1 protein-coding gene is annotated in these 18,706 nt (G+C 61.1%); it reads right to left on the bottom strand.

The window, feature by feature from the left end; all coding sequences use genetic code 11:
• Positions 1-2 precede the first annotated feature (2 nt).
• Positions 3-18,596, bottom strand: coding sequence for a non-ribosomal peptide synthase/polyketide synthase (locus NJC40_RS10670; RefSeq protein WP_492180523.1), 18,594 nt, complete (start codon positions 18,594-18,596; stop codon positions 3-5).
• Positions 18,597-18,706 lie beyond the last annotated feature (110 nt).

The following is an 18,706-nucleotide window of genomic DNA, read 5'->3' as shown; positions in this document are numbered from 1 at the left end:
CATTAGAAAATCAGTTTTTCAAGATCATCGGCAGTTAGACGATTGAGGTCCTCCAAGGATTTAGCCAAAACATCGTGCAGGGGATCGAGCGTCGGTTGCTCAGCCTGCAAGGCCTCACAAAAAGCCGCCAAGTCGCGGGCCGCGAACAGCGTCTTGACCGGGACCTCATGACCGAGAGCCTCACGCAGGCGCAACACCACTTGGGTGGCCAGCAACGAATGGCCGCCAAGCTCGAAGAAATTGTCGCTCAGCCCGACCCGCTCCAACTCCAGTACACCGGCCCACACAGCCGCAACGCGCTGTTGCAGATCGCTTTGCGGCGCCACATAAGCCTGTTGCAACAGATTGGCGTCCGGTACCGGCAGCGCTCGGCGGTCAAGCTTACCGTTGCCCGTCAGCGGCATGCGTTCGAGCAGCATCAGATGCGCAGGCACCATGTACTCCGGCAAGTCCTCGCGCAAGCCAGTGCGCAGTGCTTCACGCAAGGCCTCTGGGTCAACAACTTTATGTGCGGCCACAACATAACCGACCAGTTGCAAACCGCTCGGTCCGTCCTGAGCCTGCACCACGGCTTCACGCACTTGTGCCATGGCTTGCAGGCGAGCCTGGATCTCGCCCAATTCGATACGGAAACCACGAATTTTCACTTGATGGTCCGCCCGCCCTATGTACTCGATGACGCCATCGCTGCGGTGACGTGCAAGGTCGCCACTGCGGTACAGCCGTGCACCGGCACCACCGAAGGGATCAGGAATGAAGCGCGTGGCACTGAGATCAGTGCGCTTGAGGTAGCCACGGGCCAGACCTTCGCGACCGACGTACAATTGGCCGATGCAACCGGCCGCTACCGGATTCAGATCCGCATCCAATACGTACAGACTCTGGTCCGGGATCGGCACACCGATCGGGCTCGACACCCCTTGGTGCAGGTCGGCCAACGACAACGGACGATAAGTCACGTGTACGGTCGTCTCGGTAATACCGTACATGTTCACCAACTGCGGCGCACGATCACCGAAACGGTCGAACCAGGCCCCCAGAGTGGAGACTTCCAGAGCTTCACCGCCGAACACGACGTAGCGCAGATGATGATCAGAACGCTGGTCTTCGGTACAAGCCACCTGCATCAACTGACGGAATGCCGATGGCGTCTGGTTGAGCACCGTGACCCGCTGTTCGCAGAGCAACTGGTAGAACGCTTGCGGCGAGCGACTGACATCCTGAGACACGATCACCAGGCGCCCACCGTGCAACAGCGCGCCGAACAGCTCCCAGACCGAGAAGTCAAAAGCATAGGAGTGGAACAACGTCCAGCAATCCTGAGGCCCGAAATCGAACCAGGCGTCAGTGGCCTGGAACAGCCGCAGTACGTTACGGTGCGCTAGCAGTGTGCCTTTAGGCTTGCCAGTCGAGCCGGAGGTATAGATAACGTAGGCCAGATTATCCAGTGAAATCTCAATGGCCGGGTTGTGATCAGGAAACGCACTGTAGTCTGCCGTGAGCTCCAATACCTGCACATCAGGCGCGAGGTCCAGGCCAATGTCGCGCTGACCGAGCAGCAGTTTCAGGCCACTGTCCTCGATCATGTAATTCAGACGCTCCTGCGGATAGGCCGGATCCAGCGGTAAGTAAGCACCACCGGCCTTGAGAATGGCCAGCAACCCGATCACCATTTCCAGAGAGCGCCGGGCCGCCAGACCCACCAGCACATCCGGACCGACACCTTGGGCAATCAACGCATGGGCCATACGGTTGGCACGGCTGTTCAGCCCGGCATAGTCCAGTTGCTGAGCGTCACAGATCAGCGCGACCGCTTGCGGTGCCTGCCTCGCTTGGGCCTCAATCAAACGATGCAACGGCTGGCCAAGGGAGAACTCAGCCGGCGCAGGGTTGCAGACCTTTATCGCAGCTTGACGCTGCTCAGCGTCAAGCAACTGCAGGGTCTGGAGGCGAGCCTCGGCGCCCAGCTCCAGGAACTGTAGCAACAGGTAACGCAACTGATCGCTGATCTGCTGGATGGCTGCCGGACTGAACGCTTGGCGGTCATAGCTGTAACGCAGCGACAAGCGCTCTTCCAACCCTACGACCAGAGTGAGCGGGTAGTTGCTTTGCTCCTCGGTACAGACCGGACCAAAGCGCAGGCCCGACGGGGCACCCCGTTGCAAGGCTTCGGCCACAGGGTAGTTTTCAAATACCAGCAAGCTGTCGAACAACGCGCTTGCGCCCTGCCCGGACCAGCTCTGGATATCGAACAGGGGGGTGTGCTCATGTTCGCGGATGCGCAGGTTAAGCCGCTGCAAGTCATCCAGCCAATCACCCAAGGTGCACGCGGCGGGCACAGGCACAATGACCGGTAGGGTATTGATGAACAGACCTATCTGTTGCTCTACCCCGGCCAGTTCGGCCGGACGTCCAGCAACAGTTGCACCGAAGGACACAGTGTTCTGGCCGCCACGACGTTGCAGCAGCAGGGCCCAGGCACCTTGCACCAAGGTATTGACCGTCAGTTTGCGTGAACGAGCAAACTGTCCCAGACGCGTCGTCATCTGAGCATCGATCAGCATGTCATGTACGTCGTAGCCGACACCGCCGCTTTGTTGGCACGTGCTGGCCAGCAGGGTGGGCTCATCCAGGGCCAGCAGTTGCTCGCGCCAGAAGGTCTCACTGACCTGACGGTCCTGGCGCTGCAGCCAGGCGATGTAATCGCCATAGCGTCCGGTGGAGGGCAAAGGTCGTTGATCGCTATACCACTGCAACACTTCACCAAGCAGTTGGGTGTTACTCCAACCATCCATGAGGATATGGTGGCTGGTATAGATCAGCGCATGACGATCATCATCGATACGTACCAGCACCAGACGCAGCAGCGGTGCTTGCAGCATATCGAATCCTCGGCTGCGCTCTTGGCCAGCCAAGGCGGGTATCGCAACGGCCAGATCGTCACGAGCGCGCCAGTCAAGCTCGCTGAGCGGCACCTTGGTGTCGCGTAGCACGATCTGTACAGGTTGAGCGTGTCCGGACGACCAAACGAACGCACAACGCAAGCTGTCATGGGCCCGAACCACCGCATCCCAAGCCGCCTGGAAGCGCGCCACATCAAGCCCTGTGACTTCGACCTGCATCTGATTGATGTAATCGCCTTCGACGTCACCGAAACTTGAGTGAAACAACATGCCCTGCTGCATGGGCGACAACGGGTAAATGTCTTGCACCTGCTCCACCGGCACGGGCAAGGCGTCCAGCTGCGCCTGGCTCAGGCCCGCCAGCGCAAAGTCCGACGGGGTGAAACCTTGCGGCGCCTGGCAATGCTCGATCAGCGCCGTCAGTTGCGCGGCATAATCGCAGGCCAGATCCTCCATGACCGAGCGCGCAAACATCTGCCCGCTGTAGCTGATGTCCATGCTCAGCTCACCGCCGTACACCTGGCCATTGAACACCAGCCAGTTACCCAGGGGCGCCAGGCGGCTCTGCTCCTCACCTGCACTTTCCTGCGCAGGTTCGAATAACGCCCCTTGCTCGAACTCTGCGTCCAATTGACCCAGATAGTTGAAGGTGATGCGCGGTACCGGCAACTGCGCCAACGCCTGGCCGCTGGCTTCGCTTGCCAGATAACGCAGCACACCAAATCCAAGCCCCTTGTGCGGCACGCTGCGCAATTGTTCCTTGACCTGTTTGATCGAGGCACCCAGCTCGGCAGCCGGGGTCAGGCGCACTGGGTAGGCACTGGTGAACCAGCCCAGAGTACGGCTCAGGTCAATATCGTCGAACAAATCCTCGCGGCCATGCCCTTCAAGCTCAACCAATGCCGAGTCGGCACCACTCCAGCGGCACACCACACCGGCCAGGGCCGTCAGCAGCAAGTCGTTGACCTGGGTGCGGTAAGCCGCCGGCGCCTGTTGCAACAAGCGCTGAGTCAGATCGGCATTGAGCCGCACCTGAACGCTTTCACGGTGACGGTTCTGCAAGCTGGCGCCCACCTGAGCATCCGGCAGGCCCACCGGGGCACCCTCAAGCTGACACTGCCAGTAGGGCAGCTCGCCATCAAGGCCCACAGCGTATTGCTGCAGGCGTTCGCCCCAGGCCTTGAAGGCGCTGGTTTTGACAGGCAACTGCGGTGTCTTTCCGGCCAATGCCTGGCGATAAGCGTCTTGCAAATCTTGCAGCAGCACCCGCCAGGACACGCCATCGACTACCAGGTGATGGATCACCAGCAACAGGCGCTGCGAAGCGTCGGCCAGGTCAATCAGCACCGCGCGCAGCAGCGGGCCGTGTGCCAGGTCCAGACTGCGCTGGGCCTCTTCGCAGGTCGCCTCGATCTCTTCGCTGCCCTGCACCGCCGTGCGCCACAGCAATGGCTGGGACGGTTGCAGCGGACCGTGTTCGGCACGGCCCTCGGTAAAGCGCAGGCGCAACGCGTCATGGTGAACGAACAGTGCCAACAGCGCCTGCTCCAATGCGCCGGCATCCACCGCTTCATTGCTGCGCAGCAGCAGCGATTGGTTCCAGTGATGCGGCTCACTCATTGACTGAGCAAAGAACCAGTTCTGGAACGGCAACAGCGGCATATCACCGGTGACCGGCCCCTGCTCAGCCAGTGTCACCTCGGCGTCCTCACGCAAAATGGCCGCCAACCCGCGCACGGTTTGATGCTGGAACAGCTCTTTGGGTGTAAAGTGCAGACCTTGTTGGCGAGCGCGCCCAACCACCTGAATCGAGATGATGGAGTCGCCACCAAGCTCGAAGAAGTTGTCATTGACCCCCACGCGTTCCAGCCGTAGCACTTGTGCCCAGACCTGCGCCAAGCGTTGCTCCTTGGAGTTACCCGGTGCCTGATATTCGCGCACGTGACTGTCCAGATCAGGGCGCGGCAACGCCTTGCGGTCCAGCTTGCCATTGGGTGACAACGGCAACTGCTCCAGCGCCAGCCACTGGCTCGGCACCATGTACTCCGGCAGGCCACGGCCCAGGTGCTGCGCCAGCGCTGCCTGCCACTGTTCAACATCCCGGGCCAGCACCACATAGCCCACCAGTTGCTTGCCATCGAGCACACTCACCACCGCCTCGCGCACCCACTCAAGCTCCAGCAACCGCGCCTCGATCTCGCCCAGCTCGATACGCAGCCCGCGCAGCTTGACCTGATGGTCGATGCGACCGGCGTATTCAATTACACCGTCCGCCCGGTAACGCGCCAGGTCGCCGGTGCGGTACAGGCGCTCGCCGTCACCGTACGGACTTACCGCAAAGCGCTCGGCCGTCAGCCCCGGACGGCGGTGGTAGCCGCGCGCAAGGCCGGCTCCACCCAGGTACAGCTCGCCCAGCACACCTACCGGCACCGCCTGCAACTCGGCGTCCAGGATGTAGCAGCTCAGGTTGCTGATCGGCTCACCGATCGGCACGCTGTCGCGGCCTTCCTCACGGCAGGTCCAGTGCGTCACGTCGATGGCCGCCTCGGTCGGGCCATACAGGTTGTACAGCGCAGCAGCCGGCAGCTTGGCGAACACCTGCTGCTGGGCATCGGCCGGCAGCGCCTCGCCACTGCACACGATGCGCTTGAGGCTGCGACATTGCGCAACACCGGCGTCCTGCAAGAAGGCTTGCAGCATCGACGGCACAAAATGCAACGTGGTGATCTGCTCACCGGTGATCAGCTCGACCAGCCGCCCAGGGTCGCGGTGATCACCCGGCGCCGCCATGACCAGGCGTGCCCCGGTCAGCAACGGCCAGAAAAACTCCCAGACCGACACGTCGAAGCTGAACGGGGTCTTTTGCAGCACGCTGTCGGTCGCCTCCAGACCATAGGCCTGCTGCATCCAGCACAGTCGGTTGACCAGTGCCGAGTGGCGGTTGCCCGCCCCCTTCGGACGCCCGGTGGAACCTGAGGTATAAATCACATAGGCCAGGTTTTCCGGGGCCACGGCCACCTGCGGGTTGTGCTCGGCCTCCGTGCCCGGTTCCAGATCAAGATCAAGATCAAGATCCAGAGTCTGTACACCGACAGCCACCGGCAAGCGCAGATGCCCCTGGGTCAGCAGCAACTGCACGCCGCTGTCCTCGATCATGTAGGTCAGGCGCTCCTGCGGGTATTCAGGGTCCAGCGGCACGTAGGCACCCCCGGCCTTGAGGATCGCCAGCAGCCCCACCACCATCTCGATCGAGCGCTCCACCGCGATGCCCACCAGCACGTCCGGGCCTACACCCAACCCGCGCAACCGGTGCGCCAAACGGTTGGCACGACGGTTGAGTTCGGCATAGCTCAGCGACTGTTCAGCAAACACCAACGCCGTGGCATCCGGGGTCTTGACCACTTGTTGCTCGATCAGCTCATGAATGCACGATTCGGTCGGGTAACTGACTTCAGTACGGTTCCAGTCATTAACGATCTGGTCATGTTCCTGGGCATTGAGCAAGGGCAGTTCGGCAATCGGCCGCTGCGGCTGGTGCACCATCTGCACCAGCAATTGCTGCCAATGGCAGCCCAGCCGCTCGATGGTCGCAACATCAAACAACGCCGTCGCATAGATCAACGAGGCGCTTACCTGATCCTGACCTTCAAACAGGTCCAGGGTCAGATCGAACTTGGCCGTGCGTTCTTGCCATTCCAGCCTTTGGACCTCCAGCCCTGGCAGGCTGCGAGCCGTCCCTTGAGTTTCGCTCTGATAATTGAGCATCACCTGAAACAATGGGCTGTGGCTCAGGCTGCGTTCGACCTGCAAGGCTTCCACCAATTGCTCGAACGGCAGGTCCTGATGCGCCTGGGCGCCCAGTGCCGCACCCTTGACCTGTTGCAGCAATGCATTGAACGTGGTGTGCGGTGCAAAATCGGCCTTCAGCACCTGGGTGTTGACGAAAAAGCCGATCAAACGCTCCGTTTCCATCCGGTTACGGTTAGCGTTGGCCACCCCGACACGGATGTCTGCCTGCCCCGAGTAGCGATGCAGCAGCGCCTGGAACGAAGCCAGCATCACCATGAACAGCGTCACACCCTGTTGCTGGGCCACCTGTTTGAGCGCCGTGAGCAGCCCGGTGTCCAGCGCAAGCTCAAGGCTGGCACCCGCATGGCTTTGCATCGAAGGGCGCGGTCGGTCCAGCGGCAACGCCAGCACCGGCTGTTCGCCACCCAGCTGTTCTTGCCAGTACGCCAGTTGACGCTGCTGCTCCCCGGCTTCCATCCACTGACGCTGCCAAACCGCGTAGTCGGCGTATTGCACCGGCAGTTCTGGCAAGCTGATTGTCTGGCCGTCACGGTAGCCTTCATACAGGCTGACCAGTTCCTCCACCATCACCGGCATCGACCAACCATCGGAAACGATGTGGTGCATCGTCAACACCAGCACGTGATCGTCTTCGGTCACGCGCAGCAACCTGACCCGTAGCAGCGGTCCATTGACCAGGTCGAAGGGCTGGTGAATCTCAGCCTCCACGTGAGCGCGAATATCCGCTTGGGGCTCCAGCACTTCAACGGCAATCGGTACCGTCTGTATCGAGTGAATGATTTGCACCGCCTGCTCGCCGTCCTGGCGCAAGGTGGTGCGCAGGGTCTCGTGACGTGCAACCAGTGCATCGAAGCTGCGGCGCAGCGCTTCACGGTCCAGCACGCCACTCAAACGCAGTGCCACCGGGATGTTGTAGGCCGCGCTGTCCGGCTCCAGTTGCCACAAAAACCATAGCCGCTGCTGGGCAAACGACAGCGGCAACGGTTGATCTCGCGCCACCCGCTCGATGACCGACGCCTGGCCGGCGCTTGCAGCAACCACACGAGCAACGAACTCCGACAGCACCGGGGCCTCGAACAGCACCCGTAGCCCCAGCTCGACATTGAGCGTCTGGCGCACCCGCGACATCACCTGGGTCGCCAGCAATGAGTGCCCGCCCGACTCGAAGAAGTTGTCGGTCAACCCGACCCGATCAACCTTCAGCACTTCGGCCCAGATCACCGCCACTTGCTGCTCCGGCGCCGTTTGCGGCGCCACGTACTGCTGCTGGTGCTGGCGAGCATCTGGCAGAGGCAGCGCTTTGCGGTCCAGTTTGCCGTTGGGGCTCAGCGGCAACGCGTCCAGGAACAACAGGTGCGACGGCACCATGTAGTCCGGCAGTCGTTGCTGTAAACCGGCTTTCAACGTCTTGCCCAGCAAGGCCTCATCAGCCTCTTTATCCTGAGCGACCACATAGGCCACCAGTTGCGCAGAACCATTGAGCTCCACCGCCAGCACTGCCGACTCACGCAAACCGCCAAGAGCCTGGAGACAGGCTTCGATCTCACCCAGCTCAATGCGCAATCCACGAACCTTGATCTGGTGATCGATACGCCCAGCGTACTCAAGTACCCCGTGCGTACCGTAGCGTGCCAGATCACCGGTGCGATACAGCCGCGAACCATCGGCGGCAAACGGGTTGGGCAAGTACTTTTCAGCCGTCAGACCTGGACGCAGCAGGTAGCCACGGGTAATGCCGTCACCGGCCAGGTACAGCTCAGCCGGGATCCCGACAGGCACCGAAAGCAGTTCATCATCAAGCAGGTAGCTCGCCGTATTGGGTAGCGGGCGACCGATATTGGCATGGCCACCGATCTCTCGACGGGTCCAGGTCGAGTAGGTCGTATCTTCTGAAGGACCGTACAGGTCATAGACATGTTGTACGTTTTCCAGTGTATAGAGCGATTCAACCAGCGACTGCTTGAGCGGCTCGCCAGCCAGGTTGATGATGCGCACACTTTGCGGAATCTGCCCCGCACGCAGCAGCGCGTTGGCTGCCGACGGCACGGTGTTGATCAGTTTTACCCGCTCGCGGGCGGCAAGCTCAGGCAGCTCCAGCGCATTGCGCGCCCCCACGATCAAGCCCCCTGCGCTGAGGGTCACAAACAGCTCCCATACCGACAGATCGAAACAGATCGACGTCGAAGCCAGAACCCCCTGAATATCTTCCTGGCTGTACACCTGCTGCGACCAGGCCGCCAGCGCCGCCACATTGCGGTGAGTGATAGCCACGCCCTTGGGCTGACCGGTGGAGCCAGAGGTATAGATGACATAAGCCAGGTTGCCGGCCACAGCCCGATCATCCAGATTGGCGCTGTCACCTTGCGCCATTGACCATTGATCCAGCAGCACGGTCTTGAACTGGCCCTGCAGTTGCAAGACATCGAGCACCGCACGTTCGGTAAGCAAGATGCGCGCACAGCTGTCCTCAAGCATGTAGGCGACCCGCTGCGACGGGTAGTCCGGGTCCAGCGGCACATAAGTGCTGCCCGACTTCAACACCGCCAGCAGCGCGATCAACATCGGCAGGCCACGCGGCATCGCAACCCCCACGCGGACCTCCGGCCCTGCGCCCAGGCTCACCAAATGACGGGCCAGGCGGTTGGCGCGGGCATTAAGCGTCGCGTAATCGAGTTGCTCCTCGCCCCAAATGACTGCCAGCGCCTGGGGCGTGCGCAGGACCTGAGCCTCGATCAGACGATGGATGCATTGCTCACGGTCAAAATCGAGTCGGTTGGCGTTCCAGTCGCGCTCGATGTGCTCGCGCTCGCCGGTACCAAGCATGGGCAGTTCACCCACCCGCTGCTGCGGCTCATCGATGATCGCTTGCAGCAGGTTCAACCAGTGCTGGGACAAACTTTCAATGGTTTGAGCACGGAAAAGATCGGTAGCGTAAATCCAGGTCGCCGACAGCCCGGCACCGGACTCAACGGTATTGAGAGTCAGATCAAACTGCGCGCTATGGTTTTCCCACTCCAGTGGCTCGACATGCAAGCCAGGTATTTGCGCCTTCGAAGCGTCACCAGCCCCCTCTCGCTGATGGTTGAACATCACTTGAAACAACGGGCTATGGCTCAGGCTGCGCTCAGGATGCAGGGCCTCGACCAATTGCTCGAACGGCAGGTCTTGATGAGCCTGAGCCTGGAGGGCAGCTTGGCGCACTTGCTCCAGCAGGCTGGAGAAACTCATCCCAGGCTCAACATCGACACGCAATACTTGGGTATTGACGAAGAAGCCAATCAGACGCTCGGTTTCCAAACGGTTGCGGTTGGCTACCGGCACCCCTACGCGAATATCGCCCTGCCCGCTGTAGCGGTGCAGCAGCACCTGGAATGAAGCCAGCAGCAACATGAATGGCGTTACTTGCAGTCGCTGGGCTAACTGCCGCAGGCCTTGAGCCATCACCTCAGGCAAGATCAGTGATCGTTGCGCGCCGCGAAACGACTGTTCGGCCGGGCGCGGAAAATCGGTGGGCAACTGCAAGAACTGCTCACCGGCCAGCCGATCAGTCCAGTACCCCAACTGGCGCTCGCGTTCACCTGCATCCATCCAGGCGCGCTGCCAGACCGCATAGTCGGCGTATTGCACCGCCAGCGCCGTCAATGATGCAGGCTCCCCCTTATCGAATGCCGCGTAGCACTGCACCAGTTCCTCGACAAGCACCTGCGTCGACCAGGCATCGGAAACAATGTGATGCTGAGTAACGATCAGTACATGATCATCTTGGGCCAGACGCAGCAGGCGCACACGCACCAACACCCCCTGCTCCAGATCGAATGGCTCGCGAATTTGTGCCTCTACCCGCTCACGAAGGCTTTGCTCACTCGCACCCGGACACTCTTCCAATACCACAGGCAGCGGCGCGTCCGCCATGATCATCTGGTAGGCCTGTCCATCGATCTCTTCAAAACGCGTGCGCAAGGTTTCGTGGCGTGATACCAGTTCGTTGAAGGCCTGCTGCAGCGCCACCATGTTCAGGCAGCCACGCACACGCAGCACGCTGGGCAAATGGTAGGCCGCGCTATGCGACTCAAGCTTCCAGAGGAACCACATGCGTTGCTGGGCATACGAGAGGGGCAGCGCGCGATCGCGCGGTAGCGCTTGCAAGGCTGGCGCCGACCCGGCCGCCAGTTGCTTGAGACCTGCGACGAAGTCGGCCAGCACTGGCTGCTCGAACAGAGCGCGTACGGGCACTTCAATTTGCAGATCGTGACGCAAACGCGAAATCATTCGGATGGCGCTGAGAGAGTGGCCACCGAGCTCGAAGAATTGTTCATCACGCGCGACACGTTCGACGCCCAGCAACTGCTCCCAGATGGCCGCTACTTGCTGTTCCAGACCTTGGCGTGGCGCTTCACCGCCCTGACGGCGAGTCTCGGTCACAGGTTTGGGCAACGCCTTGCGATCGAGCTTACCGTTGGCGTTGCGCGGCAAGCCCGCCAGCCATTGCCATGACGTCGGTTGCATGTACGCCGGCAGCCGTTCGGCCAGCCAATCGCGCACCTCAGCCAGCAACGCCTCGCTCTGCAGTGGGTCACCGAGCACCAGATACGCAGCCAACTGCGGACCACCCACGGCGTCCACTGCCACTACAGCCGCTTGGGCAACCTGCGGGTGGGCCAGCAGATGGGCTTCAATCTCGCCGGTCTCGATACGAAAGCCACGAATCTTGACTTGCTGGTCGACCCGGCCAAGGAATTCGATCTGACCATCAGCCCGATAACGGGCCAGATCGCCAGTGCGATACAAACGCTCGCCGGCAGCAGAGAAGGGATCGGCAACAAAACGTTCGGCGGTCTGTCCTGGACGCCCCAGGTAACCATCGGCAAGACCTTGGCCGCCGATACAAAGCTCACCGGCCATTCCTGGTGCACACGGCTGCAGGGTCGAATCCAGAATGCACGCCCGACGCGAGCCCAGTGCACGACCGATCGCCAAGGCTGCATCGTCCTGTATCTGGCAGCGCCAGGCCAGTGGGGTGATCACCGCCTCGGTAGGGCCGTAAGCATTGAACCAGTTTTGCGCCTGCACTGCCTGCTGGACCAGCAATCCGGCATCCCAGGCCTCACCACCAATAATGCAGGTGCGCACACCGATCTGCCGACCGCTATGGTGCAATGCCTCGGCCTGCTGCTTCAGGTAGGCCGGCGGCACATCGACAATGGTCACACCATGGCGTTCTACCTCATCGGCCAGACGCATGGCGCTCCATTGCCCAGGATCACCCAGCAGGACCCGAGCCCCCACCAGCAACGGCATGAACAACTGTTCCGCTGCGGCATCAAAACTGACCGAGGCAAACCACAACTGGCAATCGCTGGGGCCTACGCCGTAAAACTGCGCAGCAGCCTGACAGTGCCCGACCAGTGCAGCCTGGCTGACGGCCACGCCTTTGGGTTGCCCGGTAGAACCGGAGGTGTAGATCACATAGGCCAGTGTCCCGCCATCTGGCTCAGGTAGTACTTGCTTATCGGTCTGTGTCGGCCAGGCAGCGACCTGCAGCGGTAATCGCTCGACCGTTTGCGGGCATGGCACCTGATCTATCAGTGAGTCCTGGCAAAGCAGCCAGCGTGCGCCACTGTCGCGCATCATGTAGTCCAGACGCTGCGCCGGATAACTTGGGTCTAGCGGCAGGTAACCGGCACCGCTCTTGAGAATAGCCAGCAACCCCACGACCAGATCAAAGGAACGCTCAGCCGCGATCGCCACCAAAGCCTGAGGACCAACACCACGCGCTCGCAGACCCCGAGCCAGGCATTGAGCACGGTAATCAAGCTCGGCGTAACTCAGATGTTCATCATCATGTATCAGCGCAATCTTATCGGGTGCGACTGCAACCTGACGGGAGAACGCTGCGGCAACACCGCCCTTGGGCAGCGCTTGATTTGACTGATGCCAATCGCGCAGCGCTTGCCGGTGCTGTTCACTGTCAAGCAAGGTGAGCTCGCCCAGGGGCTTGTGCGCGTTTGCAACGATCTGCTGCAACAGTTGCAGCAAGTGCTGGTTCAAGCCCGCAATGGTCTGCTCATCGAAGCTGCGCTTGGCAAAAACGTATTCCAGGGTCAGGCTCTGACCCAGGGTGATGCCAAGCGTCAGTGGATAGTTGGTTTGCTCGTGGCTGTCCAGAGTGGAAAAGACCAGCTCGCCGGGGCTTTGGCGCAAGGCATCGGCCACCGGGAAGTTCTCGAAGACCAGGATGCTGTCGAACAAGGCATCACCCCCTTGACCCGCCCAGCGCTGGATATCGTAAAGCGGTGTGTGCTCATGCTCGCGCAACGCCAGGTTCAGCTCCTGCATCCACTGCAGGTAGTCCACAACACTTTGTTGTGGCTGCGGTGTGGCAATCACCGGCAGCGTGTTGATAAACAGGCCTATCTGAGCCTCAATGCCCTGCAGTTGCGCTGGTCGCCCCGACACTGTCGTGCCGAAAGCGACTGTTTGTTGACCACAATGGCGCTGCACAAGCAATGCCCACGCGCCCTGCAGCAGGGTATTGACCGTGATCTTGTGACGTTGGGCGAACTCCGCCAGTTGGCGGGTCGTCTGCGGATCGATTTGGCGCAGGTATTGGCCTTGACCAGTGACGTCCCGGTACGTGCCCGCAGACAGGCGGGTCGGCACACTCAGCGGTGCCAGTTGATCCTCCCAAAAGGCTTGGGTAATCAGAGTATCGCGCGTTTGCAACCACTCGATGTAGTTATGATAGCGCCCACCTGCTGAGGTGACCGGCTGCCCGGCATAGCGCTGCAAGACCTCAGCGAGCAGTTGGGCATTACTCCAGCCGTCAATCAGAATGTGATGATGTGTCTGGATCATGTGATACCGCCGCTCGTGCGTACGAACCAGCACTAGGCGCAGCAATGGCGCGCTGGATAACTCGAACCCTTGGCTGCGCTCGGCTTGGGCAAGAGCGTCGAGTCGCTGAACCTGTGAACTCTGGCCACGCCAGTCATGCATGATCAACGGTATCTCTACGTGCTGCTTGACGACCTGAATCGGTGCCACGTCCCCCTTCCAGAAAAAGGCCGTACGCAGAATGTCGTGGGCATTCAGGGTGTCCTGCCAGGCCTTCCTGAATTGCTCTACATTCAAGCCATCCACATCCACCCGCATCTGGTTGATATAGTCCCCCCCCTCCTGTTCATAAAGGGTATGGAACAGCATGCCCTGCTGCATCGGTGACAGCGGGTAGATATCCTCGATATCCCGAGCAGCAACCGGCAGGTCATCCAGTTGCGCCTGGGTCAATTTCGCCAGCGGGAAGTCAGACGGCGTGACCGCAAAGGTCTGTGTATCCGTGCAATGCTCAATCACTGCATGCAGCTCAGCAACCAGTTCATCGGCCAGTCGCTGGATGGTTTCTGCCCGGTACATTTCTGCGCTATAGCCCCAGCGCAGTGACAGTTCACCACCGTACACCTGGCCTTCAACGCTGAGCCAGTTGGCCAATGGCGCATCGTCCGCCTGGGCCTGGCCGCCGCCTTTGCCGGCTGGGGTGAACAAGGCTTTTTCGTCGAACTGGCTATCGAACTGCCCCAGGTAGTTGAAGGTGACACGGGGTTGCGGCAGCGCTGCCAGGGCCTGGCGGGTTTGCGGGCTACCCAGATAACGCAGCAGGCCATAACCCAGGCCCTTTTCAGGTACATCGCGCAGTTGTTCTTTCACTGCCTTTAAAGAGGCTGAAAGCTCAGCAACGGGGGTCAGCTTCACCGGATACAGGCTGGTGAACCAACCCACGGTGCGGGTCAGGTCGATGTCGTCGAACAGGTCTTCACGACCGTGCCCTTCCATCTGCACCAGCACCGACTCGTTGCCGCTCCAGCGGCACAGCACGCGCGCCAGAGCTGTGAGTAACAGATCGTTAACTTGGGTGCGGTATGCGGCGGGTGCTTGCTTGAGCAGGCGCTCGGTATGTTCGGCATCCAGACAGATATCGAGTGTCGCACCATGCTTGTTGAGCAGGCCGCCGTCCGGGTTGTCACGCGGCAACTCTTGCACCGGGCCTTGCAGGCGGGTCAGCCAGCCATCGAGTTCTTGCTGACGCTGCTCGGTGTTTACCAACGCTTCAAGACGTGCCGCCCAGCTTTGGTATGAGCTGGTCTTGGCTGGCAGCGCCAAACCCTGATAGGCGATCTGCAGGTCTTCAAGCAGGATCCGCCAGGACACGCCGTCCACCACCAGGTGATGGATGGCCAACAACAGGCGCTGACCACCCTCAGGGCGGTCCATTAGCGCGGCGCGAAGCAAGGGGCCTTCGGCCAGGTTCAGGCTGCGCTGCACCTCATCCTGGAAAGCCTCACTATCAGGCCCCTGCCAAAGCAGGTTCTGCTCGGTGCCAACATCGGCATACCACTGGCGCCAGCTACCTCCTTCGGATGCGTAACGCAGGCGCAGTGCATCATGCCGCTGCACCACCGCTTGCAGAGCCTGTTCCAGCCGTTCTGCAACGATGGGTTGCTGGGCGTCCAGCAGCAGCGACTGGTTCCAGTGTTGCCGCTCGGACATCGGCAGCTCGAAGAACCAGTGTTGTACCGGTGTGAGCTGTACGTCACCAATAGCCGGCCCCTGATCGATCAGCAGGACTTCGGTGCCGGTTTCAGCCACAGCAGCCAGGCTGCGCACGGTCTGGTGCAGGAACAGGTCCTTGGGGCTGAACTGGATGCCGGCCTGGCGTGCGCGGCTGACGACCTGAATGGAGACGATGGAGTCGCCGCCCAGTTCGAAGAAGTTGTCGTTGCGGCCGATCTGCTCGCGCTTGAGCACGTCTTGCCAGATCTCGGCAATGCGCTGTTCCAGTCCGTTTTGCGGGGCGGCATATTCGGTTTGCGCTGTGCCTGCGTCGGGTCGTGGCAGGGCTTTGCGGTCTAGTTTGCCGTTGGGACTCAGCGGCATCTGCGCAAGGTCGATCCACTGTGCCGGCACCATGTAGTCCGGCAGGCTTTGGGCCAGATAGGCAGCCAGCGACTCACGCCAGTCATCGCTCTGCTGCGCCAACACCACGTAGCCCACCAGATGCTTGCCATCCACCGCCAGCACAGCGGTTTCACGCACCGATTCATGCTCCAGCAGGCGCGCTTCGATTTCGCCTAGTTCAATACGCAGGCCGCGCAATTTGACCTGGTGGTCGATTCGGCCGGCGTATTCGATCACACCGTCGTTACGGTAGCGGGCCAGGTCGCCGGTGCGATACATCCGCGCCCCATCAGCGAAAGGACTGGCCACGAAGCGCTCGCCGGTCAGTGCGGGTCGCTGGTGGTAACCCCGCGCCAGGCCTTCGCCAAACAGATACAGCTCGCCCAGCACACCGACCGGTACCGGCTCCAGGTTGGCGTCCAGCACGTGACAGCCAAGGTTGGAAATCGGCAGACCGATAGGTACTGCATCGCAGCCTTCGTCCACACAGGTCCAGTGAGTCACGTCGATGGCCGCTTCAGTCGGGCCGTAGAGGTTGTACAGGCCTGCTTGTGGCAGCTTGCTGAATACCTGCAGTTGGGCATCCACCGGCAGCGCCTCGCCGCTGCATAAGATGCGTTTCAGGCTGCTGCAGGAACCGACATTGGCGTCCTGCAGGAAAGCCTGCAGCATCGAAGGTACGAAGTGCAGCGTGCTGATGTTTTCACGATTGATCAGCTCGACCAATTGCGCCGGATCACGATGCGCGCCGGGTTGCGCAACCACCAGACGGGCGCCGGTCATCAGCGGCCAGAAGAATTCCCACACCGATACGTCAAAGCTGAACGGGGTCTTCTGCATCACGCTGTCGCTGGCCTCCAGCCCATAGGCCTGCTGCATCCAGCACAAACGGTTGGTGAGTGCCGAATGGCGGTTGCCGGCGCCTTTGGGCTTGCCGGTCGAGCCGGAGGTGTAGATCACATAGGCCAGGTGCTCACCGGTGAGCAACACCTGTGGATTGCTGTCGGCAAAACCGGCCAGCCAATCACCTTGTTGGTCCAGATCAATACGCTGCACGCCTTCGCTCAGCGGCAAGTCCAGATGCGACTGGCTCAACAGCAGGCGGATGCCGCTGTCTTCCAGCATGTAGGCGAGGCGCTCGGTCGGGTACTCCGGGTCCAGCGGCACATAAGCGCCACCGGCCTTGAGAATCGCCAAAAGGCCAACCACCATCTCCACCGAGCGCTCCGCCGCGATGCCGACCAGCCCGTCGGGCTGCACACCCTGGGCAATAAGATGGTGGGCCAGGCGGTTGGCCCGGGCATTGAGTTCGGCGTAGGTCAGGGTTTGCGCGCCAAACGTCAGGGCCGGGGCCTGGGGTGTTTGCTCGGCTTGGGCTTCGATCAGTTGATGCACGCCACGATGCAAGGGGTAATCCACCTGGGTGACGTTCCAACCTTGAACAATCTGCCGACGCTGCTCATCGTCCAGTACTACCAGCTCGCAGACGCGAGCTTGCGGCTGGGTGGCCAAAGCCAACAACAAGTTGCTGTAGTGACCGGCCATTTGCGCCACGGTGCGACTGTCAAACAGATCCGTGGCATAGCCGAAGGCCGCAAACAGTTTGCCGCCCTTCTCATAGGTATCCAGCGACAAATCAAACTGGGCAATCCGCGTTTCCCGCTCCAGCGCCGCAATACTCAGGCCGGACTGTCCCTTGATCGCTCCGGCATCCGCCACCTGCGACTGGTGGTTGAACATCACCTGGAACAGCGGGCTGATGCTCAGGCTGCGGTCCAGACCGAAAGCCTCCACCAACCGCTCAAACGGCAACTCCTGATGCCCCTGCGCACCCAGCGCAGTCTCCTTGACCCGCTGCAATAACTCCCGCACATCAATCAGCGGATCAATCTCGGTATGCAGCACCTGGGTATTGATAAAGCAACCAATCAGCCCTTCCACTTCCGCCCGATTACGGTTGGCCACCGGCACGCCAACGCGGATCGCCTGCTGGCCGCTGTAGCGATGCAGCAGTACCTTGAAGGCCGCCAGCAGCACCATGAACAGGGTCACGCCCTGTTCACGGGCCAGGCCACGCAGACGCTCGGCCAGGGCCGGTTCAACCTGGAACTCGTGACGCGCACCGCGATAGCTCGGCGTTACCGGGCGCGAATGGTCGATGGGCAGTTCCAGTGGTGCGTGGTCATCGCCGAGCTTGGCGCGCCAGTAGTCCAGTTGACGATCCTGCTCACCGGCCTCCAGCCAGCTGCGCTGCCACAGGGCGTAGTCGCGGTACTGGATCGGCAGCGGTTGCAGGGCTGCGTCACTGCCGCTGCTGGCCGCGTCGTAGAGGCGAATGAATTCGTCGATCAGCACGTTATACGACCAGCCGTCGGCGACGATGTGGTGCAGGGTCAGCAGCAGCACATGCTCTTGATCGGCAAGTTTGAGCAACTGCACGCGCAGCAGTGGGCCGTGGGCCAGATCGAAAGGTGCCAGGGCCTCGGCATCGGCGAGGGTGCGGACCTGTTCTTCGCGAGCGTCGGTAGCAAGGGCACTCAAATCATGGCAGGCAATGCTGACCGCAAACGGCTCGACAATCCGCTGGCGGACCACGCCATCCTGTTCACTGAACTGGCTGCGCAGGGTTTCATGCCGGGCGACCAGACCATCGAAGGCGCTTTGCAGCGCTGCGTTATCCAGCTCGCCGTTCAGGCGCACAGCCATCGGCAGGTTGTAGGCGGCGCTCTGCGGGTCGAGCTGCCACAAGAACCACATCCGCTGCTGGGCATAAGACAACCCGTCACGCTCATCTACCAACACCTCGGCCGGAATCGGGAACAGGGCAAAGTCCACCCCTTGCTGTTGCAACCCCTCCAGAAACAGGCGGCGTTTTTCCTGAGGCAGTTCGATAAAGCGGCGAGCGAGTTTCAGTGCGTCTTGGGCATTCATGCAATGCGTCCTTGTCGATAGGAAGCTGGGCCAAAGGGCCCGGTCGATCACAGAAGAACGAATTGCCAGCGGCTTGATTTACCTCGTGATTCAGACGCCAAAAGCCTCAT

Origin of the sequence: Pseudomonas sp. 21LCFQ02 (assembly GCF_024129895.2) — a bacterium.
GTDB lineage: Bacteria > Pseudomonadota > Gammaproteobacteria > Pseudomonadales > Pseudomonadaceae > Aquipseudomonas.
The sequence above is the reverse complement of the archived record's forward strand: the minus strand, read 5'-3'. Positions and strand labels throughout refer to the sequence as shown.

Coding starts and splice junctions, on each gene's coding strand:
- NJC40_RS10670 (WP_492180523.1), bottom strand. CDS start 18,596: ATGAATGCCCAAGACGCACTGAAACTCGCTCGCCGCTTTATCGAACTG.